Origin of the sequence: Thiohalobacter sp. (genome assembly GCF_027000115.1) — a bacterium.
In the GTDB taxonomy this organism is placed as follows: domain Bacteria; phylum Pseudomonadota; class Gammaproteobacteria; order Thiohalobacterales; family Thiohalobacteraceae; genus JALTON01.
In genome coordinates, this window is sequence record NZ_JALTON010000020.1 from 1 (window position 1) to 19,844 (window position 19,844).

At 67.8% G+C, this 19,844-nt stretch carries 18 protein-coding genes; 12 read left to right on the forward strand and 6 right to left on the reverse strand.

All coding sequences use genetic code 11. The features are described 5' to 3' along the window. Positions 1-71: 71 nt before the first annotated feature. Positions 72-1,262, reverse strand: coding sequence for an acetylornithine transaminase (locus MVF76_RS03030; protein ID WP_297527313.1), 1,191 nt, complete (start codon positions 1,260-1,262; stop codon positions 72-74). Between the two features lie 279 nt (positions 1,263-1,541). Continuing rightward, positions 1,542-2,123: a superoxide dismutase [Fe] gene (gene sodB, locus MVF76_RS03035; RefSeq protein ID WP_297527314.1), complete on the reverse strand. Its 582-nt coding sequence runs from the start codon at positions 2,121-2,123 to the stop codon at positions 1,542-1,544. A 173-nt stretch (positions 2,124-2,296) separates the two neighbouring features. Here sodB and MVF76_RS03040 point away from each other — a divergent pair, with 173 nt between their 5' ends. The 8 genes from MVF76_RS03040 (at position 2,297) to MVF76_RS03075 (ending at position 9,468) form a co-directional block, all read left to right on the forward strand. Continuing rightward, positions 2,297-3,844 carry a hydantoinase B/oxoprolinase family protein gene (locus MVF76_RS03040; protein WP_297527315.1) on the forward strand — a complete coding sequence of 516 codons (1,548 nt, stop codon included), beginning with the start codon at positions 2,297-2,299 and terminating at the stop codon, positions 3,842-3,844. Next, positions 3,841-4,209: a BON domain-containing protein gene (locus MVF76_RS03045; protein WP_297527316.1), complete on the forward strand. Its 369-nt coding sequence runs from the start codon at positions 3,841-3,843 to the stop codon at positions 4,207-4,209. The genes MVF76_RS03040 and MVF76_RS03045 overlap by 4 nt, the downstream gene beginning before the upstream one ends. Before the next feature lie 9 nt (positions 4,210-4,218). Further along, on the forward strand, positions 4,219-6,003 hold the full coding sequence (locus tag MVF76_RS03050; protein WP_297527317.1) for an N-acetylglutaminylglutamine amidotransferase: 1,785 nt from the start codon (positions 4,219-4,221) through the stop codon (positions 6,001-6,003). A gap of 100 nt (positions 6,004-6,103) precedes the next feature. Next, entirely contained in the window at positions 6,104-6,451 is a 348-nt protein-coding gene (gene grxD, locus MVF76_RS03055) for a Grx4 family monothiol glutaredoxin (protein WP_297527318.1), read from the forward strand. Between the two features lie 122 nt (positions 6,452-6,573). Next, on the forward strand, positions 6,574-7,143 hold the full coding sequence (locus MVF76_RS03060) for a cytochrome b/b6 domain-containing protein (protein WP_297527319.1): 570 nt from the start codon (positions 6,574-6,576) through the stop codon (positions 7,141-7,143). Beyond that, on the forward strand, positions 7,143-7,445 hold the full coding sequence (locus tag MVF76_RS03065) for a PepSY domain-containing protein (protein WP_297527320.1): 303 nt from the start codon (positions 7,143-7,145) through the stop codon (positions 7,443-7,445). The genes MVF76_RS03060 and MVF76_RS03065 overlap by 1 nt, the downstream gene beginning before the upstream one ends. Before the next feature lie 5 nt (positions 7,446-7,450). Continuing rightward, on the forward strand, positions 7,451-8,119 hold the full coding sequence (locus MVF76_RS03070; protein ID WP_297527321.1) for a response regulator transcription factor: 669 nt from the start codon (positions 7,451-7,453) through the stop codon (positions 8,117-8,119). Beyond that, on the forward strand, positions 8,116-9,468 hold the full coding sequence (locus tag MVF76_RS03075) for a sensor histidine kinase (RefSeq protein WP_297527322.1): 1,353 nt from the start codon (positions 8,116-8,118) through the stop codon (positions 9,466-9,468). The genes MVF76_RS03070 and MVF76_RS03075 overlap by 4 nt, the downstream gene beginning before the upstream one ends. A 24-nt stretch (positions 9,469-9,492) precedes the next feature. Here MVF76_RS03075 and MVF76_RS03080 read toward each other — a convergent pair whose 3' ends face one another. Continuing rightward, positions 9,493-10,047, reverse strand: coding sequence for a hypothetical protein (locus MVF76_RS03080; RefSeq protein ID WP_297527323.1), 555 nt, complete (start codon positions 10,045-10,047; stop codon positions 9,493-9,495). Positions 10,048-10,197: 150 nt separating this feature from the next. Between MVF76_RS03080 and MVF76_RS03085 the strand changes: the two genes are divergently transcribed. Next, positions 10,198-11,214 carry a cytochrome-c peroxidase gene (locus MVF76_RS03085; protein WP_297527324.1) on the forward strand — a complete coding sequence of 339 codons (1,017 nt, stop codon included), beginning with the start codon at positions 10,198-10,200 and terminating at the stop codon, positions 11,212-11,214. A gap of 35 nt (positions 11,215-11,249) precedes the next feature. On the opposite strand, the gene rnt is transcribed toward MVF76_RS03085, so the two are convergent. The 3 genes from rnt to MVF76_RS03100 all read right to left on the reverse strand — a co-directional run bounded on the left by rnt (position 11,250) and on the right by MVF76_RS03100 (position 14,629). Then, a complete protein-coding gene (gene rnt / locus MVF76_RS03090) occupies positions 11,250-11,933 on the reverse strand; it encodes a ribonuclease T (RefSeq protein ID WP_297527325.1) in 684 nt (227 codons plus the stop codon). 45 nt (positions 11,934-11,978) lie between these two features. Beyond that, positions 11,979-13,013: a dihydroorotase gene (gene pyrC / locus MVF76_RS03095; protein ID WP_297527326.1), complete on the reverse strand. Its 1,035-nt coding sequence runs from the start codon at positions 13,011-13,013 to the stop codon at positions 11,979-11,981. A gap of 110 nt (positions 13,014-13,123) precedes the next feature. Next, positions 13,124-14,629, reverse strand: a complete 1,506-nt coding sequence (locus MVF76_RS03100) for a M17 family metallopeptidase (protein ID WP_297527327.1) — start codon at positions 14,627-14,629, stop codon at positions 13,124-13,126. A gap of 176 nt (positions 14,630-14,805) precedes the next feature. Between MVF76_RS03100 and pdhA the strand changes: the two genes are divergently transcribed. From pdhA to MVF76_RS03115, 3 genes are all read left to right on the forward strand, one after another. Continuing rightward, complete coding sequence (gene pdhA, locus MVF76_RS03105; protein WP_297527328.1) at positions 14,806-15,798, forward strand: pyruvate dehydrogenase (acetyl-transferring) E1 component subunit alpha; 993 nt, start codon at positions 14,806-14,808, stop codon at positions 15,796-15,798. Then, positions 15,798-16,778 carry an alpha-ketoacid dehydrogenase subunit beta gene (locus MVF76_RS03110; protein WP_297527329.1) on the forward strand — a complete coding sequence of 327 codons (981 nt, stop codon included), beginning with the start codon at positions 15,798-15,800 and terminating at the stop codon, positions 16,776-16,778. Before pdhA ends, MVF76_RS03110 begins: the two co-directional genes overlap by 1 nt. A 172-nt stretch (positions 16,779-16,950) precedes the next feature. Further along, the coding region (locus tag MVF76_RS03115; protein ID WP_297527330.1) for an FAD-dependent oxidoreductase at positions 16,951-19,844 on the forward strand (2,894 nt) is incomplete at its 3' end.

Consider the following 19,844-nt stretch of genomic DNA (forward strand, 5'->3'; position numbering starts at 1 on the left):
GATCGCGCGCGCGATCAGCGCACGAAGCTCGTCGGATGACAGGTCGAGCAGGGTCAGGAAGTGCCGCACGCTCACGCCGCGGCCCCTTCCGAGGTGAAGCTGCGTACCAGTGCGGCGACTTCGTCGACGATGCGGTCGGCCTGGGCATCGGCCAGGATCAGCGGCGGCAGCAGCCGGATCACCCGTTCCGCGGTGACGTTGATCAGCAGGCCGCGTTCCAGCGCGCGCATGACCAGCTCGCCGCAGGGACGGTCCAGTTCCACCGCCAGCATCAGGCCGAGGCCACGGATATCATTGACCCCGGATACGCCGGCCAGCGCCGCGCGCAGACCGTCGAGCATGCGCCTTCCCAGCCGCTCCGCGGCCGCGACCAGGCCGTCCTTGTCCAGCGTGTCCAGCACCGCGAGCGCTGCCGCACAGGCCAGCGGGTTGCCACCGAAGGTCGAGCCGTGATTGCCCGGGGCGAAGACATCGGCCGCCTCGCCGCGCGCCAGGCAGGCACCGATGGGCACGCCGTTGCCCAGTCCCTTGGCCAGGGTGAGCACGTCCGGCAGTACCCCGGAATGCTGGCAGGCCAGCCAGCGGCCAGTGCGGCCGGCACCGGTCTGGATCTCGTCGAGCATCAGCAGCCAGCCTTGCTCGTCGCACAGGGCGCGCAGGCCGGGCAGATAGCCGGGATCGGGCACGCGAACACCGCCCTCGCCCTGAACCGGTTCGACCAGTACCGCCACCACGTCGTCGTGATTGCGCGCAACATTGGCGACGGCTTCCAGATCGTCGAAGGGGACGCGCACGAAGCCGGCCACCAGGGGTTCGAAGCCGGCCTGCACCTTGCGGCTGCCGGTGGCGGTGAGCGTGGCCAGGGTGCGGCCGTGGAAGCTGCCCTCGGTAACGATAATGGCAGGCTTCCGGATCCCGCGGCGGTGGCCATGCAGGCGCGCCAGCTTGATGGCCGCCTCGTTGGCCTCGGCGCCGGAATTGGCGAAGAAGGCCCGTTCCATGCCGGTCACGGCCGCGAGCCGGTCTGCCAGTGCTTCCTGGCGGGGAATGTCGTACAGGTTCGAGGTGTGGACGAGGGTGCCGGCCTGCTCGCACAGGGCGCGGGTGACGGCCGGGTGGGCATGGCCCAGGCCGCAGACCGCGATGCCGGAAAGGGCATCCAGGTATTCGTGCCCGTCCTCGTCCCACAGCCGCACGCCCTCGCCGCGCACGAAGCGCACCGGCAGGCGGGCGTAGGTGGGCATCAGATGGTCGTTGTTCATGTCCCCAGAAAAGTCAAGGACCCAAAAAACAAACGGCAGCCCAGAGAGCCGCCGACCGCAAAGAGTGAATTCTAGCGAGTCCCCTGCGTGGGTGCAAATTCAGCCACCTCAAACCGCCGGGACAAAATAACAATATTGAAATCAGACTATTATAATGGCCACGGAACACGCGGGAAGCACGGAAAATGTTGGGTGTTCCGTGGCCGTTTATCTGTTTCATGCCCCCAAACGAGAATGGCCACGGGTGCCCCCGTGGCCATTCCAGAGAGGCAGCGGGGATCAGCCGCCGAAGTTCTTGGCGACGAAATCCCAGTTGACCAGGTTCCAGAAGGCCTCGACATACTTGGGCCGGGCATTCCGGTAGTCGATGTAGTAGGCGTGCTCCCAGACGTCGCAGGTCAGAAGCGGCGTCTTGCCCTCCGTCATGGGGTTGCCGGCGTTGCTGGTGTTGACGATCTCCAGGCTGCCATCGGCGTTCTTCACCAGCCAGGTCCAGCCGGAGCCGAAGTTGGTGGCGGCCGAGGTGGAGAACTTCTCCTTGAAGTCGGCGAAGGAGCCGAAGGCCTTGTCGATGGCCTCGGCCAGGGCGCCCGTGGGCTCACCGCCGCCGTTGGGGCTCAGGCAGTTCCAGTAGAAGGTGTGGTTCCAGACCTGGGCCGCGTTGTTGAACAGCCCGCCGGAGGCCTTTTTGATGATTTCCTCCAGGCTCGCGTTCTCGAACTCGGTGCCCTGGATGAGGTTGTTCAGATTGTTGACATAGGTCTGGTGATGCTTGCCGTAGTGATACTCCAGGGTCTCCTTGGAGATATGCGGCTCCAGAGCGTCCATTGCGTAGGGAAGGGAAGGCAGTTCATGTGCCATGTCTGTGACTCCTTCGGACATTGGGTTGTGTCTCAAGGACCGGCCCTTGGGGCGGCCCCGCTGCAAAACCGGGTGGCGCATTCTAACCCAAGCGGCGCCTATAACCAACGATTTATGTCGGGTATGCCTGGTGGCCGGCCGGGCAGGGGGCGCCTGGGTTAAACTGCGGCGCCATGGATGCCATTGAACTCAGCCTGTTCGCCAGTCGCATCGAGGCCGTGTGCGAGGAGATGGGCGCCGTGCTGCGGCGCGCGGCCTTCTCGCCGAACATCCGCGACCGGCTGGACTATTCCTGCGCCCTGTTCGATGCCGGCGGTGAGCTCTGCGCCCAGGCCGCGCACATCCCCGTACACCTCGGCAGCATGGCCTTCGCCATGCGTGACCTGGTGGCCGATGTCGACTGGGCGCCGGGCGACATGCTGATCGTCAACGACCCCTTTCTAGGCGGTACGCACCTCCCGGATGTCACCCTGATTGCGCCGGTGTTCCTGGGCGATGAACTGCTCGGATTCGTGGCCAACCGCGCCCACCATGCCGACATCGGCGCTCACAGCCCCGGGTCCATGCCCGTCTCACGGCGGCTGGACGAGGAAGGTCTGGTGATTCCGCCTTCGCTGCTGTTGCGCGGCGGGGTTCCGGACGAGGCCCTGTTCGGGCGCTTGCTCTCGGCCACGGCCGATCCGGTGCTCACCCGCGCCGATTTCTCCGCCCAGATCAGCGCCAACCGGGTGGGTGCGGCGCGGCTGGAGGCGCTGGTGGGCCAGTTCGGGCTGGCCCGGTTCCGCGCCGGACTGGGCGCGCTCAACGACTACGGCGAGCGCCTGGCCCGCGAGACCCTGGCCGAGCTGCCGGTCGGCCGTTACCGCTTTCGCGACTGCATGGACGACGACGGCCAGGGGCGCACCGACATCCCCATTGAGGTCTGCGTCGAGGTCACGGGCGCGGGTGTGGTGGTGAACTTCGAGGGTACGGCGGAACAGGTGCCGGGCAACATCAACTGCCCGCTCTCGGTGGCGGCCGCGGCCGTGTACCATGTGTTTCGCTGCCTGATGCCGCCGCAGACGCCCGCCTGTGCCGGCAGCTTCCGGCCCATCGAGTTGCGCGCGCCGCGCGGCTGTCTGGTCAACGCGGAACGGCCCGCAGCGGTCGCGGCCGGCAACGTGGAGACCTCCAGCCGCATCGTCGACGTGCTGCTGGGTGCGCTGGCCGAGGCCCTGCCACAGCGCATTCCGGCGGCCAGCCAGGGCACCATGAACAATGTTGCGATGGGTGCACGTGGCGCGGCCGGCAGCTGGGACTATTATGAGACGCTGGGCGGCGGTGCCGGTGCAGGGCCGCAGCGGCCGGGCGCCAGTGCCCTGCAGACGCACATGACCAACACCCGCAATACGCCGGTGGAGGTGCTGGAAAGCAGTTACCCGCTGCGCGTCACCCGCTATGCGGTGCGGCGCGGTTCCGGGGGTGCAGGTCGGCATCGCGGCGGTGACGGTCTGATCCGCGAATACCTGTTTCTGGCGCCGGCACGGGCGACCCTGCTCACCGAGCGCAGGCGCCACGCCCCCTGGGGGCTGGCCGGCGGCGAGGCAGGACTGCCCGGCGAGAACCGGCTCAACGGCGAGGCGTTGCCGGGCAAGACACAACTGGTACTGAAGGCGGGCGATCGCCTGACCCTGCTCACGCCGGGTGGCGGTGGCTGGGGCGCGCCCGCAACCGATTCATGAAAACGAAGCTGGAGACGACACGCATGTGCCGATGGCTGATTCTCGTTCTGCCCCTGCTGCTGCAGGGCTGTGGCGCGCTGGTCGTGGGCGGTGCCGCCGCCGGCGGCTACTACGTCGGCAAGGACGAGCGCACCGTGGGGGAGATCGCCGATGATGCCACCATCACCTCGACCATCAACGCGCGCTATGTCAAGGACCCCGAGGTGCCGGCGCTGGACATCAATGTCGATACCTACCGTGGCGTGGTGACACTCTACGGCAGTGTCGGCAGCCAGCGGGTGGCCAGCCGGGCGGTGGCGATCGCGGGTTCGGTCAAGGGCGTGCGGCGGGTGATCTCCAAGCTCACGGTCGTTCCGCGTTCCTGAGCCGGCGGCATGTGCGGCATCTGCGGTGAACTGCGTTTCGACGGCCGGCGGCCGGACCGCGAGGACCTGGCGCGCATGCTGTCGCGCCTGGAGCGGCGCGGCCCCGATCACGAAGGCGGCTACCACGACGGGCCGGTGGCGCTGGGCCACCGCCGCCTGTCCATCATCGATCTCTCGCCGCACGCCAACCAGCCGATGGTGGATCAGGAACTGGGTCTGGCCATCGTCTTCAACGGCACCATCTACAATTACCCGGAGCTGCGCGAGGAGTTGACCGGGCTTGGCCATCGTTTCTTCTCGCATGGCGACACCGAAGTCATCCTCAAGGCCTACCGGGCCTGGGGCGAGCGCTGCGTGGAACGGCTGCACGGCATGTTCGCCTTCGCCATCTGGGATACCGAGCGCCAGATCCTGTTCGCCGCACGCGACCGCATGGGCATCAAGCCCTTCTATTACAGCCGCGATCGCGATGCCTTCCGCTTTGCCTCCAATGCCCAGGCGCTGCTGGCCACCGGAAGAGTGGATACCGGCATCGATGGCGTCGGCCTGCACCACCAGTTCACCCTGCACGGGGTGGTGCCCGCGCCGCGGACCCTGTTGCGCGGCATCCGCAAGCTGGAACCGGCGCATACCCTGACCATCACGCCGGACGGTCGCTGGACCAGGCGCCGCTACTGGCAGCTGGAGGCGCGCCGGCCGGCGCAGCCGATGGACGAGGCCGAGTGGACCGAGGCCATCCATGACGCCTTGCTGGAGGCGGTGCGTCGCCGCATCCGCATCAGCGACGTGCCGGTCGGCGTGCTGCTCTCGGGCGGGCTGGATTCCAGTCTGCTGGTGGCCCTGCTGGCCGAGGCCGGGGTGGACGACCTGCGCACATTCTCGGTCGGTTTCGAGGACCAGCCCGAGGAGAAGGGCAGCGAGTTCGAGTTCTCCGACCAGGTGGTGGCGCGCTACGGCACCGACCATCACAAGTACCGAATTCCCAACGACGAGGTGCTGAAACGCCTGCCGGAAGCGGTGGCGCAGATGGCCGAGCCCATGTTCGGCCAGGACGCGGTGGCCTTCTATCTGCTCGCCGAGCAGGTGTCGCGCTCGGTGAAGGTGGTGCAGAGCGGGCAGGGCGCGGACGAGGTCTTCGCCGGCTATTTCTGGTACCCGCGCATGGTCGAGGCCGAGGGCACGCCGCTGGAACGCTTCCGTGCCCACTATTTCGACCGGGATCACGACGAGTACCTGGAGATGATCGGCCCGGAGTACGCCAGCATCGACTACACCGGGGCAAAGATTGCGGCGCGGCTGGCGGAACCGGGCGCGGACGAATTCATCGATCAGGTGCTGCGCCTGGACGTGACCACGCTGGTGGTCGACGACCCGGTCAAGCGCGTGGACAACATGACCATGGCCTGGGGGCTGGAGGCACGCGTGCCCTTTCTCGACCAGCACCTGGTCGAGCTGGCGGCGCGGATGCCGCCCGAGTACAAGCTCGGCTCGGGCGGCAAGCATGTGCTCAAGCGCATTGCCCGCGGCCGTTTGCCCGATGCCGTCATCGACCGGCCCAAGGGCTATTTCCCGGTGCCGGCGCTGAAATACGTGCGCGGACCCTTTCTCGACTTCATGCGCGACGTGCTCGACTCCCGCGCCTGTCGCGAGCGCGGCCTCTACCGACGCGCCTACGTCGAACGGCTGCTGGCCGAGCCGGAGGCCCATCACACCCGCATCCTGGGCAGCAAGCTCTGGCACCTGGCGCTGCTGGAATTCTGGCTGCAGACCCAGGTCGACCGGAATCCCGCCTGAAACGCCGCTTTTTTCCCCTTCCCAAGGGGGGTAGACTGTGCCGCAGTCTCATTCATCGGGCCTGCAGGCAGGCCGTATTCGCGCGAGAGGTCGAATCACTATGGACGTCATGGAACGCATTCAGCAGGCGGTGGACAGCCACCCCGTGGTCATCTTCATGAAGGGCACGCCGCAGATGCCGATGTGTGGCTACTCCAGCCGTGCCGCCCAGGCGCTGCAGGCCTGTGGCGAGGAGTTTGCCTACGTGAACGTGCTGGCCGATCCCGAGATCTTCGAGAACCTGCCGCGCTTCCAGAACTGGCCGACTTTCCCGCAGATCTACATCAACGGCGAACTGATCGGCGGCTGCGACATCACCCTGGAACTCTACCAGAAGGGCGAGCTGCAGAAGATGGTCAAGGAGGCCGTCTCCGGCGCCGGCGGCAAGTCGGAGGAAGAGGCCTCCTGAGCCTCCCGGCTGCGGCCGGATCGTACTCCGAGGCCCCGGCATCGCCGGGGCCTTTTCGTTTCAGGCTGGTTTCAGCTTGTCCGGATAGGCTGTGTTCAGCAACCGAATCCGGGAGAAATGCAATGGCAACGAACGAGATCCGGGTCTGGGACCCGCTGGTAAGAGTGTTCCACTGGACCCTGGTGGTGGCCTTCTTCACCGCCTATCTGACCGAGGACGACTGGCAGGACCTGCATGTGCTGGCCGGCTACACCGTCGCCGGCCTGGTGGCCTTTCGCATTCTCTGGGGCTTCGTGGGCACCCGGCATGCGCGTTTCAGCGATTTCGTTTGTCGACCCGCCACCGTGATGGCCTATCTGCGGGACGTGCTGCGGCTGCATCCGCGCCGCTATCCGGGGCACAATCCGGCAGGCGGGGCCATGGTCCTGCTGCTGCTCGCCAGCCTCGCGCTGACCACCTTCTTCGGCATGGCCGCGTATGCCGTCGAGGCGCAGGCCGGGCCGCTGGCCGGCTGGCTGGGGCATCTGGGCGAATCCTGGGAGGATGTGTTCGAGGGTGTGCACGAGTTCATGGCCAACTTCACCCTGTTCCTGGTGGTGGTGCATGTGGCCGGCGTGCTGGTGGAGAGCCTGCTGCACGGCGAGAACCTGGTGCGCGCCATGATCACCGGCCGCAAGCCGGAGCGGCCCTGATGCGGCGCCTGTTGCCGCTTCTGCTGCTTGCCGGCCTCGCGATGACGGGGGCTGCTGCCCGGGCCGACGACCATGAGGCGGTGCGCGGCCTGCGCGAGGCCGGGGCCATCCTGCCGCTGGCGGAGATCCTCGAGCGCCTGTCGTTGCCGCCGGGCAGCCGGGTGCTGGAGGCGGAGCTGGAGCGCGAGGACGGCCGGCTGGTGTACGAGATCGAGGTGCTGGGGTCCGACGGCCGGGTGCGCGAATGGCAGCTGGATGCCGCCAGCGGTACGCCGATCGGGCCGCCGGCCGGGGAGGACTGAGACGCGTGCGCATCCTGCTGGTCGAGGACGATGCCGGGCTGGCGCGCGATCTCGCCGCCGATCTCGCCCGGGCCGGCTATGCGGTCGATGTGGCGGGCAACGGCATCGACGGTCAGCACCTGGGCGAGACCGAGCCCTACGATGCCGTGATTCTGGACCTCGGTCTGCCCGATCGGGGCGGGCTGGAGGTGTTGCGGGCCTGGCGCGATGCCGGGCTCGACATGCCGGTGCTGATTCTCACCGCCCGCGATGCCTGGCACGAGAAGGTCGCTGGCTTCCGGGCGGGAGCCGACGACTACCTGGCCAAGCCCTTCCATGTCGAGGAACTGCGCGCACGACTGGCAGCGCTGATCCGGCGTGCCGCCGGGCGGGCCCGGGCCGGGCTGGAGGCGGGCGGGCTGGCGCTGGACGAGGAGCGGCAGACGGTACGGATCGGCGACGGGGAGCCGGTGCCGCTGACGGCCACCGAGTTCCGCCTGCTGCGCTACTTCATGCTGCACCCCGACCGCATCCTGTCCAAGTCCCGGCTTGCCGAGCATGTCTATGAGTATGACGCCGATCGTGACAGCAATGTCATCGAGGTCTATGTGCGCCGCCTGCGTGGCAAGCTGGGCGACGCGGTGATCGAGACCCGCAGGGGCCAGGGCTATCGCTTCCGGGGTGTGGACGGGTGAACGCCATCGAAGCGCGGCTGCGGCTGGGGCTGGGCGCGGGCCTGGTGCTGCTGTTGCTGGCCCTGGGGCTGGCCAGCGGCCAGGGGCTGCGATGGCTGATCGAGCGCTATGTCGAGGCGCGCCTGGAGCACGATGCCGACGCCCTGCTGGCCGCGCTGAAGATCACCCCGGATGGCGGGCTGGAGGTCGACAGCGCGCGGGCCGGCCCGGTCTATGCCCAGGTGCTGTCCGGACACTACTTTCGCATCGACGACGGGCGGCAGGTGATTCGCTCGCGCTCGCTGTGGGACGAGGATCTGCAGGTGCCGCGGCTGGCGGTCGGGGAGCGGCGGCTGCTGGAACGGCCGGGTCCGGCCGGCCAGCGTCTCTGGGTCCTGGTGCAGGGCTTCGACAAGGGCGGTGCGGCGGTTACTCTGGCCGTGGCCGAGGACATGACGCCCGTGGTCCGCGCGGTGCATCGGTTGCAGTGGCTGTACGGTATCGCCGCAGTGTGCGCGCTGCTGCTGATGCTGCTCTGGCTGCGCTGGCAGCTGCGGCGCGGCCTGGCGCCGCTGGAGGCGACCCGGCGGGCGCTGGCGGAATGGCAGGCCGGCGCGCGGCCACGGCTCGAGCCGGATGCGCCGGCCGAGGTGCGGCCGCTGGTGGCGGAGTTCAACCGGCTGCTGGATACGGTCGAGGCGCGGCTCGCCGCCTCGCGCGAGGCGCTGGGTAATCTCGCCCATGCCCTGAAGACGCCGCTGGCGCGGATGCGCCAGATCCTGGATCACCCCGAGCGGCTGCAGGACCCCGAGGTGCGTGAAGCGCTGAACACGGCCGTCGACCGCATAGACGCCCTCATGCAGCGCGAGCTGCGCCGGGCGCACATTGCCGGCGGCACTCCGGGCGGCGCGGCCGTGGAGCTGCGGCCGGTGGTCACAGACCTGTTCAAGGTGATGGCTGCCGTTCATCAGGCGCGCGGCCCGGCACTGGAAAACGCGGTGCCCGTCGGGCTGCGCTGGCCGATGGACGCCGAGGACCTCACCGAGGTCCTGGGCAACCTGCTCGACAACGCCTGCAAGTGGGCCCGCGGGCGGGTGCGGGTGTCGGCGGAATCGGTCGACGGCCGGTTGTCGCTGGTGGTGGAGGACGACGGTCCCGGTGTGCCACCCGAGGCGCGCGAGCGGCTGCTCGCCCGCGGCCGGCGGCTGGACGAGACGGTACCCGGCCATGGTCTGGGCCTGGCCATCGTCCGCGACATCCTGGCGAGATATCCGGCGGTGCTGCGGCTGGACGAATCGCCCGAACTGGGCGGGCTGCGGGTGCAGGTGGATCTGACGCCGCCTGCTGCGGCAACCGACAGTCATATCTGATTGCCGGGTTAATAAGTCTGCGGGTCAATGCGTCTCCAGCCGCTGCAGCTCGCGCACGATGTCGGCAACCAGCTCGCGACCCTTGTCGCTGAAATCCTCGGTCAGCTTGTCGACATCGCGTTCGCCGGTCACCAGAGGCCGGATGATGGCGGCGAGTCGCGCCATGTCGCCACCCGCCTTGAGCATCTGCTGGGCCATGTTGGCGATCATCTGCAGGGCCTCCGTGTTGCCGGTACGCGCGGCGTGGATCAGAGAGGCGATGCCGGGGGCGGCCAGGCTGCTGTCGAAATCGGCATTGAGGTCGGGCAGGGTGTCGGGGTTCTGGATGCCGCGCAGGATGGCGCCGACGATGACCTTGTCCTCCTCGTCCAGCCCCGGCAGGCGGCTGATCTCGCGTTCCCCGGCGAGGATACGGCGGATGGCGGCCACCAGTGCGTGCCATTCGTTTTTCTCGGCGATGGCGAGGATGTCGTCCAGATCCGGCACCAGGGCCGGGTTCTGGCAGGCGACCACCACCCGGTGGATCAGCCCGGCATGGGCGTGGAGGATCTGCTGGTCCTTTTCGGGAAGACTGGGCATGAGACGGCTTGTGTTCCTGGGGGATGAGCGGACAGTGTAGCCGAGGCCGGACGAGGCGGAAAACCGGCCTTGAATATAACTGCCATCTTATATAGAATCATTCTATATTAATCATATTCATGTCATGGTTTAAACGCACGGGAGTCCCGCATGAACACCTTAAGAACCCTTGCCCTGACCGGCCTGCTTGGCCTTGGCCTCAACACCCCGCTGGCGGCGGCCGACTGGCCCGCGTTGCCCGAGGTGGCGCCCGCCCCGGCCGACAATCCGACCACCGAGGCGAAGGTCGAACTCGGGCGGATGCTCTATTTCGATCCGCGTTTTTCCGCCACCGGCACCGTCTCCTGCAATTCCTGCCACAACGTGATGCTGGGCGGCGAGGACAACCGGCCCGTGTCCATGGGCGTGCATGGCAAGACCGGCGGCCGCAGCGCGCCGACGGTCTGGAACGCCGCCTTCAATGTTGCTCAGTTCTGGGACGGGCGCGCCGCGACCCTCGAGGACCAGGCCAAGGGGCCGGTGGTGAATCCGGTGGAAATGGGCATGAGCGAACTGGAACAGGCCATGGACCGGGTGCGTGCCATTCCCGGCTACCGGCAGTATTTCGAGCGTGCGTTCGGTGCCGATGCCATGACCGTGGACAACGCCGCGCGCGCCGTCGCGGCCTACGAGCGCACCCTGATCACGCCCAACAGCCCCTATGACCGCTTCGCCAAGGGCGACAAGAAGGCATTGAGCGCGCAGCAGCGCCGGGGGCTGGAGACCTTCAACGCCGTGGGTTGCACCGCCTGTCATGCCGCGCCCACCTTTGGCGGCACCCTGTTCATGAAGTTCCCGACCTTCACCGATAACGAGTATGTGAAGCGCTATGACTTCATGGCGGATGCCGGCCGCTTCGCCGTGACCGGCAACGAAAGCGATCGCCATGTGTTCCGGGTGCCGACCCTGCGCAACATCGCGCTGACCGCTCCCTACTTCCACAACGGCGCGGTGCGGACCCTGGACGAGGCAGTACGTGTTATGGCGAAGACCCAGCTCAATCGCGGCCTGAGCGACGAAGAGGTGAAGGACATCGTGGCCTTCCTGAATGCGCTCACCGGCGAGTTCCCCGAGCAATCCATGCCGCGACTGCCGGCGACGCCGGGCTGGGCCTTCGAGGTACGCTGACCCTGCTGATCAGCCGCCGCCTTCGGGCGGCGGCGTCACAGCCCGCCGCTGCGGCTGTCCCCGCCTTCCTCGCTGCATTCCTCCAGCGGCGCCAGGCAGGTCTCCCCCGCGAGATCCCGCCAGCGGTTGACGATGGCGCAGAACAGGTCGGCCGTGCGTTCCGCGTCGTAGATGGCGGAGTGTGCCTGGCCGTCGTTCCACTCGATCCCTGCCGCCTGCACCGCGCGCGCCAGCACCGTCTGGCCAAAGGCCAGCCCGCCCAGGGTGGCGGTGTCGAAGGTGCTGAACAGGTGAAAGGGGTTGCGCTTGATGTTGGCGCGGTCGGCGGCCGCCTTGACGAAGGCGAGGTCGAAGGAGGGATTGTGCCCGACCAGGATGGCGCGGCTGCACTGGGTCTGCTTCACCTGCTGGCGGATGGGCTGGAAGATCTGTTGCAGCGCCTCGCGCTCCGGCTTGGCCATGCGGAAGGGGTTGAAGGGATCGATGCCGGTGAAGTCCAGCGCCCGCTGGTCGAGGTTGGCGCCCGAGAAGGGTTCCACATGTACGGCGTGGGTTTCCAGCCGCTGCATGTAGCCGTCCTCATCCATGGTCAGGGTGACGGCGGCGATCTCCAGCAGGGCGTCGCGTTTCGGGTTGAAACCGGCGGTCTCGACATCGACCACCACCGGCAGGAAACCGCGGAAACGCCGGGCGATGGGGGCGGGCTTGTTGGCATCCATGGGCGAAGGATAAAGGATCGCCGGGGGGATGGCGATTTCCCGTACTCACAACATGCGCCAGCCGATCTCCTCGCCCGCACGCAGGGGCACCACCTCGCTGTCGCCCAGGGGGTAGTGGTCCGGTACCCGCCAGGATTCGCGGCGCAGCCGGATCTGCCCGCTGTTGCGGGGCAGGCCGTAGAAGTCGGGGCCGTGGAAGGAGGCGAAGGCCTCCAGCCGGTCCAGCGCGCCGGCCGCCTCGAAGACCTCGGCATAGAGTTCGATGGCGGCATGGGCCGTGTACATGCCGGCGCAGCCGCAGGCCGATTCCTTGGCGCCGCGGGGATGGGGCGCGCTGTCGGTGCCCAGAAAGAAGGCCGGGTCGCCGCTGGTCGCGGCCTCGACCAGTGCGCGCCGGTGCTGCTCGCGCTTGAGTACCGGCAGGCAGTAGTGGTGGGGGCGGATACCACCGGCGAACATGGCGTTGCGGTTCATCAGCAGGTGATGGGCGGTGAGGGTGCCGGCGACGTTGGGGCCGCTGTCGCGCACGAAGGCCACACCCTCGCGCGTGGTGATGTGTTCCAGCACGATCTTCAGGTGCGGAAAGCGCCGGGTCAGCGGGACCAGGTGGCGTTCGATGAACATTGCCTCGCGGTCGAACACGTCCACCTCGGCATCCGTCACCTCGCCATGCACCAGCAGCGGCATGCCCAGTTCCTCCATCACCGCCAGCGTTGCGTCGCAGTGACGCAGGTCGGTGACGCCGGCATCGGAATGGGTGGTGGCGCCGGCGGGGTAGAGCTTGACCGCATGCACATGGCCGCTGTCCGCCGCGCGCCGGATCTCCTCGGGCGGCAGGCGGTCGGTCAGATACAACGTCATCAGCGGCTCGAAGTCGGCATCCGGCGGGCAGGCGGCGAGGATGCGCTCGCGATAGGCCAGTGCCGCGGCAGTGTCGGTGACCGGCGGCTTCAGGTTGGGCATGATGATGGCGCGGCGGAACTGGCGCGCGGTGTGTGGCACCAGGTCGCGCAGCACGGCGTCGTCGCGCAGGTGCAGGTGCCAGTCGTCGGGGCGGGTGATCGTGATTTCGTCGGTCACGGGATGTCCTGTTGTCAAGCCGCCGGAGCGGTTAGCCCGCATATTGCACCCGGGCGGATGGTTGCAAGGCCGTCGTCGGCCACGGCCCCGGTTGTGCCGGCATCATCGCCTCAGCAAGCTTCCCACAGTCGCCGGATCTTGTCCTGCTCCAGCAGACGGAGCGCGAAGCCCACCCCGAATCCGGTGTTGTCGGTGGGGACGTGCGCCAGGCCGCCCTTGTGCCGGCTCGCGGACAGGTCCAGGTGTATCCAGGCCGTGTCCGGGGCGACGAAGCGGTTCAGGAAGCGGGCGGCGAGGATGTGATCCGCCTCGCTGTCCAGGGTGCATTGTCGTATGTCGGCGATATCGCTTTCCAGTGCCTGGTCATAGTCATCGTCCATGGGGAAGGGCCAGACACGCTCGCCGCTTTCGCGGCCGGCGGTCTCGATGGCCCGGTGCAGATGTGCCCGATTGCACAGGGCGCCGCTGTAGCGGGTGGACAGGGCCTGTACGCAGGCCCCGGTGAGGGTGGCGAAGTCCAGCATCAGTCGCGGCCGGCTGCGGCTCGCCAGCGCCAGGGTGTCGGCCAGTACCATTCTCCCTTCGGCATCGGTATGGACGATTTCGATGCTGGTCCTGTCGCAGGCGTGAACCACGTCGTTGGGCTTGTACGCCCGCGGGCCGATGTGATTTTCCGCCAGCGCCAGCCAGCAGTCCACCGCCAGCGGAAACTTCAGCCGCTTGAGCGCCAGCAGGGTGCCGAGCGCGACCGCGCTGCCGCTCATGTCCTCGTGCATGCCGTGCATGTAGCGCGCGCTCTTGAGATTGACGCCGCCGGTGTCGAAGCAGATGCCCTTGCCCACCAGGGCCAGCGCGGGGCGGCGCCCGCCGCCGCGGGGACGGTAGCGCAGGTGCAGGATGCCGGCGTCGCGGCGTTCGCTGGCGCGGCTCACGGCCAGGAAGGCGCCGGCGCCGAGCCGTTCCAGGGCGGCTTCGCCCAGAAAGCGGCTGGAGATTCCCTCCCGCCGGGCCAGATCCTCGGCCAGCCGGCGATAGCGCGCCGGTGTGAGCTCGTTGCCGGGCAATCGGGCCAGCCAGCGGGCGATATGGTTGCCCTGGGCCGCGGCGCGGGCGCGTGACAGCGCGGGCGGGTGCGCGCCGGCCAGGTCGATCCGGCGCAGGCCCCAGGGCGGCGGCGGTTCGCGCTTGCGGCTGGGCAGCGGTGCGATGCGGGCCAGCGCAGCGCTGACCAGTGCCTCGCTCCAGTCCGCAGCCGCCGACTCCGGCAACAGCCGGGTGTCGATCAGCAGCGCGCGGTCCCGTGGCCGCAGCCCCCCTTCCAGCAGTTTCCGGGCCCGCTCCAGTCGGCGGAAGCCGTCCGCATCCACCGGCACCCGGGCGATCAGCAGGCGGGTCGCTCCGGTATCGCACAGCTCCGTCAACAACTCGTCATCCTGGGCCTGCGCAAGGCGTGCCTTGAGACGGTGCCCGTCGGGCAGGGCAGACCAGCGGATGCGGCCCGGCCGTGCGGGCAACAGAACCACGGCCAGGTCCGCGGTCTTGAAGCGATCCGCCGCAATACCCTCGCCGATTTCATTAATTGTTATTTTTTCAAGGGCCTGGTAGGGGATACGCATCCTGTTCGCCTTGACCTGTCCCGGCAAAACACTGATCATATCGCGCTTGTTCTTCTCCGGGTACCTGTCCGCCGGGGCTTTTCTGTTGCCGCAGTTCGCGGCAATGTCCGGCGCCCGAACCCGCTTCGGGTGCCATGCGGGCGCTCGCGGTGCCCTCGACTGAGCGAAGGAGTTTCATGAACGTCGCGGACAAGAAACGGCTGTTGCGCGAGATGTTGTTCGCGCGACGCTTCGAGGAGCGCTGCTACGAAGCCTACGTGGAGCGCAAGATCGGTGGCTTTCTCCACCTCTATCCCGGTCAGGAGGCCTGCGTGCACGGCGTCATGGAGGCGGCCCGGCCCGGAGAGGACTATGTCATCACCGGCTATCGCGATCACGTGCATGCCATCAAGTGCGGTGCCGATCCCAAGGCCGTGATGGCGGAGCTGTTCGGCAAGGAGACCGGTTCCAGCAAGGGCCGTGGCGGCTCCATGCACATCTTCGATGTCGAGCACCACTTCATGGGCGGCTATGCCCTGGTCGGCGGACCCTTCCCGCTGGCAGCCGGGTTGGCCAAGGCCATCAAGATGAAGGGCGGTGACGAGATTGCCATCTGCTTCCTCGGCGATGCCGCCAACAACCAGGGGACCTTCCACGAGTCGCTGAACATGGCCGCGCTGTGGAAGCTGCCGGTGCTCTACGTCTGCGAGAACAATCTCTATGGCATCGGCACCCGTATCGACCGTTCCACCGCGGTCGTCGACCAGTACAAGCGTGTCTGCGGCTACGGCATTCCCGCTGCCCAGGCCGACGGTCAGGACATCGAGGCCGTGTTCAAGGCGGCGAAGAAGGCGGTGGACCATGTGCGCTCGGGCAAGGGTCCCTATTTCCTCGAACTCATGACCTACCGCTACCGCGGTCATTCCATGTCGGACTCCAATGCCTATCGTCCGAAGGAAGAGGAGCGCATGTGGTCCAAGCGCGACCCCATCATCATGCTGCGCGACAAGCTGATCGAGGGTGGTCACCTCACCCTGGACGACTACAAGAACATGGATACCGAGATCCTCGACGAAATCGAGAACGAGATCATCCCCTTCGCCGAGAACTCGCCCGAGCCCCGGGTCGAGGAACTCGAGAAGTATGTGCTGGCGGAGAATGATCCCTGGGTCCGGGGAGGGGCGCACTGATGGCGGAAATGATGTACTGGGAGGCGATTCGCCGCGCCCACGACGAGGAAATGGCCCGTGATCCGCTGGTGATCGCCATGGGCGAGGACATCGGCGTGGCCGGTGGTACCTACAAGGCCACCCAGGGCCTGTATGACAAGTACGGCCCCGAGCGGGTGATCGATACACCGATTTCCGAGAACGGCTACACCGGTCTGGGGATCGGTGCCTCCTTCATCGGCGTGCGGCCCATCATCGAGATCATGTCGGTGAACTTTGCCTGGCTGGCGACCGACCAGATCTTCAATACCGCGGCCAAGGTGCGCTACATGTCTGGCGGCCAGCTCACCGCGCCGGTGGTCATTCGCTCGCCGGGCGGCACCGCGCACCAGCTCGGTGCCCAGCACTCGGCGCGCATGGAGAAGGTGTTCATGGGTATCGCCGGGCTGCGCGTGGTGACGCCCAGCAACCCGCGACAGGCCTATGGCCTGCTCAAGTCCGCCGTGCGCTGCGACGATCCCGTGTTCATCAACGAACACGAGCTCATGTACAACATGAAGGGCGAGGTGCCGGACGAGGAGTACTTCCATCCGCTGGAGGGTTCCGAGATCGCCCGCCCGGGTCGCGACGTCACCCTGTTTGGCTACAACATCTCGGTCCACTGGTGCCTGCAGGCCGCCGAGCTGCTGGCCCGCGACTTCGGCATCGAGGCCGAGGTGGTGGATCTCTACGCACTCTCGCCGCTGGATCGGCAGGGCATTCGCGAATCGGTGTCGCGGACCCATCGCGCCGTGGTGGTCGAGGAGGCCGAGGCCCCGGTCGGGGTCGGCGCCGAGGTCATGGCCATCATCAACGAGGAATGCTTCTTCGAGCTGGACGCGCCACCGGTGCGTGTGTCGGCGAAGAACGTGCCCGTGCCCTATAACCACACGCTCGAAAAGGCGACCATCCCCAATGCCGGGGACGTGGTCGCGGCCGTTCGCAGGCTGTTCGGCAAGTAGCGGCCGGCAGGTCGCCCCGAAGCAGGCGAGCACGGGGCCCGGTACAGGTACCGGGTGCCGCGCGCTGCGGGTCGCGTGGCGGGATCGAACATGGCGCGGCGGACCCAAAAAGTCCGTGCCGCAGCCGGAGTGAACAACGCGCCAAAAGCGCACAGCGACACAAGAGTGTTTCATGGCTGAACCCTACGCAATCAAGATGCCCCAGCTCTCGGACACCATGACCGAAGGCGTCATCGTGAGCTGGGAAAAGAATATCGGCGACGAGATCAAGCGCGGCGACATCGTGGCCACGGTGGAGACCGACAAGGCCATCATGGACGTGGAGGTGTTCCGCGACGGCTACCTGTCCGGGCCGCTGGCGCCGGTCGACAGCACGGTGCCGGTCGGCGAGCCCATCGGCTATATCGTTGCCGATTCCTCGGAGGTTCAGCAGGGCGAGGCCACGCCGGCCGTACCCGCCGCACCGGAACCGGCCGAGGCCGGAGCGGAGCAGGCGGCGCCGGAGGAAGCGGCCGCGACTCCCGTCGAATCCGCGCCTGTAGCGGCCGAGGCGCCGCAGGGCACGGTGCACACCATCATCATGCCGCAGCTCTCCGATACCATGACCGAGGGCGTGGTGGTGAGCTGGGAGAAGAAGCCCGGCGATCGCATCGAGCGTGGCACCGTGGTGGCCCAGGTCGAAACCGACAAGGCCATCATGGACGTGGAGGTGTTCAAGGAAGGCTACCTGTCGGGGCCGATCGCGCCGGTGGACAGCGTGGTGCCGGTGGGCGCGCCACTGGCCTACCTGGTGGCGGAGCCCGAACAGGTGGTGGACGAAACCGCGGCCCCGGCAGCCGCCGCCGCGGAACCGAAACCGGAACCCGCCGGCTCCGCACCGGCGCCTGCGCCGGCAGCCACGCCTTCGGCCGCGGTGCCCTCCGTTCCGGCGGGCATCGCGCCCGCACCGCGCCCGCATGGCCGGGGCGCGACGCCGCTGGCACGCAAGCTGGCCGGCGCCCGCGGCATCGATCTCGATACCGTGCCCGGCACCGGGCCGGGCGGGGTGATCCTGGCCGCGGACGTGGCCCAGGCGCAGCCGCAGGCGACCGCGGCCGGTGCCGGCGGCTTCCCGCAGGTGGATGTCCCCTGGCCGGGCCGCAAGATGAACAAGCTGGAAGCCGCGATCAGTCATTCCATGACCGAATCGCTGTCGATGCCCACCTTCCATGTGACCAGCAACATCCGCCTCGGCGCGCTGATCCGGGCCGCCAAGGCCAGGGGCGTGTCGGTCACGGTCGCCATTGCCAAGGCCTGTGCCGAGGCCATGCGCAATCACCCGAAGATGAACTGGTGCTACAAGCCGGTCGACCAGTTGGTGGAGCGCAGCAGCGTGGACATCGGCATGGCCGTGGCTGCCGACGGTGGCGGGCTGGTGGTGCCGGTGCTCAAGGGCTGCGAGTCGCGCACCCTCGATGAACTCAACGAGGACTGGAAGGATCTGGTCGGGCGCGCGCGCAAGCGGCGCCTGAAGCCCGAGGAATACCAGGGCTCGACCTTCCAGATATCCAACATGGGCATGTTCGGCGTCACCCACTTCGACGCCATTGCCACGCCGGGCATCGCCGCCATTCTGGCGATTGCGGCCGACGGCCCGGACGGCAGTCCCTTCACCATCACCGCCGACCATCGGGTGGTCAACGGCGCCGATGTCGCCCTCTATCTGGGTGAACTCAAGCAGCTCATCGAGCAGCCGGATAGCTGGATGGGTCCGAGCGGCCCCGCCATCCCCGAGGGCGACTGGGACTACGACGTGATCGTGGTCGGCGGCGGACCGGGCGGCGAGGACTGCGCCCGGGATCTGGCGGCGCACGGGCTCAAGGTCGCCATGGTCAACGACGCCCCCTATCCGGGGGGCGAGTGCCTCTGGCGCGGCTGCATTCCCTCCAAGGCCTGGCGGGCGGCGGCCGACCGTATCCGTGAGCGTGCCCACGACCCTGACCTCGGCGTGCTCGGTACCGACCGGCCCCGGCTGGACTGGAAGGCGCTGGAGGCCCATCGTCGCAAGGTGCTGGAGACGCGCGGCCAGATGGCGCTCAATACCGACAAGGGCGTGCGCATCGAGGTCATCCAGGGCTACGGCCGCTTCGTCGATGCCCACACCCTGTTCATCGACCAGGGTGGCAATCAGGACGACCCTCACGCCCGCGCCCTGCCCGGCGATGGCAAGCAGGGCATGACGAAGACCTTCGGCTGCGCGGTGATTGCCACCGGCGCACCGCCCTTCGTGCCGCCCATCGAGGGTGCCCGCGAAGGCGTCGAGGCGGGTTCGGTGCTGACATCCGATACCGTGTGGTTCCTCGAGGAGCCGCCGCAGAAGCTCATCGTCGTCGGCGGCGGCGCCATCGGCGTGGAAATGGCGCAGATCTTCCAGGACTTCGGCGCCGAGGTTACGCTGCTGGAGGCCCAGGATCGCATTCTGGCCGAGGTCGAGCCGGAGATCGCGAAACAGCTCACTGCGGTGCTGGATGCCGATCCGCGGCTGACCCTGCACACCGGTGTGCGGCTGAACCGCATCAGCGGCAAGCCCGGCGCGGTGACGGCCGAGTACGCCGATGCCGAGGGCAAAACGCACAGGCTCAAGGCCGACTACGTCATCATGGCCACCGGCAAGCGCCCGGTAGTTGACGGCCTTGGCCTGGACCAGGCCGGTGTCGCCCTGGACGGCCCGGTCATCAGGGCCGACAAGCGCTGCCGGACCAGCGTGCCGCACATCTTCGCCATTGGCGACGTCATCGGTGGCCTGATGCTGGCACACACGGCAGCCCAGCAGGGGCGGGTCGCGGCGGCCACCATCCTCGGCGAAGACATGGTCTACGATCAGGACAAGGACTGCGGCGTGATCTTCACCCGTCCCGAGGCCGCCTTCGTCGGCCTGTCCATGGAACAGGCCAGGGCCCGCGGCATCGATGCCGCCGAGGTCAAGGTGCCCATGAACATCGACGCCAAGGCCATGATCAACCGCGAGGAACACGGCATGATCAAGATCGTGGCCGACAAGGCCACGCAGCGCATCATCGGCGTGCA

Coding starts and splice junctions, on each gene's coding strand:
- MVF76_RS03030 (WP_297527313.1), bottom strand. CDS start 1,262: ATGAACAACGACCATCTGATGCCCACCTACGCCCGCCTGCCGGTGCGC.
- sodB (WP_297527314.1), bottom strand. CDS start 2,123: ATGGCACATGAACTGCCTTCCCTTCCCTACGCAATGGACGCTCTGGAG.
- MVF76_RS03040 (WP_297527315.1), top strand. CDS start 2,297: ATGGATGCCATTGAACTCAGCCTGTTCGCCAGTCGCATCGAGGCCGTG.
- MVF76_RS03045 (WP_297527316.1), top strand. CDS start 3,841: ATGAAAACGAAGCTGGAGACGACACGCATGTGCCGATGGCTGATTCTC.
- MVF76_RS03050 (WP_297527317.1), top strand. CDS start 4,219: ATGTGCGGCATCTGCGGTGAACTGCGTTTCGACGGCCGGCGGCCGGAC.
- grxD (WP_297527318.1), top strand. CDS start 6,104: ATGGACGTCATGGAACGCATTCAGCAGGCGGTGGACAGCCACCCCGTG.
- MVF76_RS03060 (WP_297527319.1), top strand. CDS start 6,574: ATGGCAACGAACGAGATCCGGGTCTGGGACCCGCTGGTAAGAGTGTTC.
- MVF76_RS03065 (WP_297527320.1), top strand. CDS start 7,143: ATGCGGCGCCTGTTGCCGCTTCTGCTGCTTGCCGGCCTCGCGATGACG.
- MVF76_RS03080 (WP_297527323.1), bottom strand. CDS start 10,047: ATGCCCAGTCTTCCCGAAAAGGACCAGCAGATCCTCCACGCCCATGCC.
- MVF76_RS03085 (WP_297527324.1), top strand. CDS start 10,198: ATGAACACCTTAAGAACCCTTGCCCTGACCGGCCTGCTTGGCCTTGGC.
- rnt (WP_297527325.1), bottom strand. CDS start 11,933: ATGGATGCCAACAAGCCCGCCCCCATCGCCCGGCGTTTCCGCGGTTTC.
- MVF76_RS03100 (WP_297527327.1), bottom strand. CDS start 14,629: ATGCGTATCCCCTACCAGGCCCTTGAAAAAATAACAATTAATGAAATC.
- pdhA (WP_297527328.1), top strand. CDS start 14,806: ATGAACGTCGCGGACAAGAAACGGCTGTTGCGCGAGATGTTGTTCGCG.
- MVF76_RS03110 (WP_297527329.1), top strand. CDS start 15,798: ATGGCGGAAATGATGTACTGGGAGGCGATTCGCCGCGCCCACGACGAG.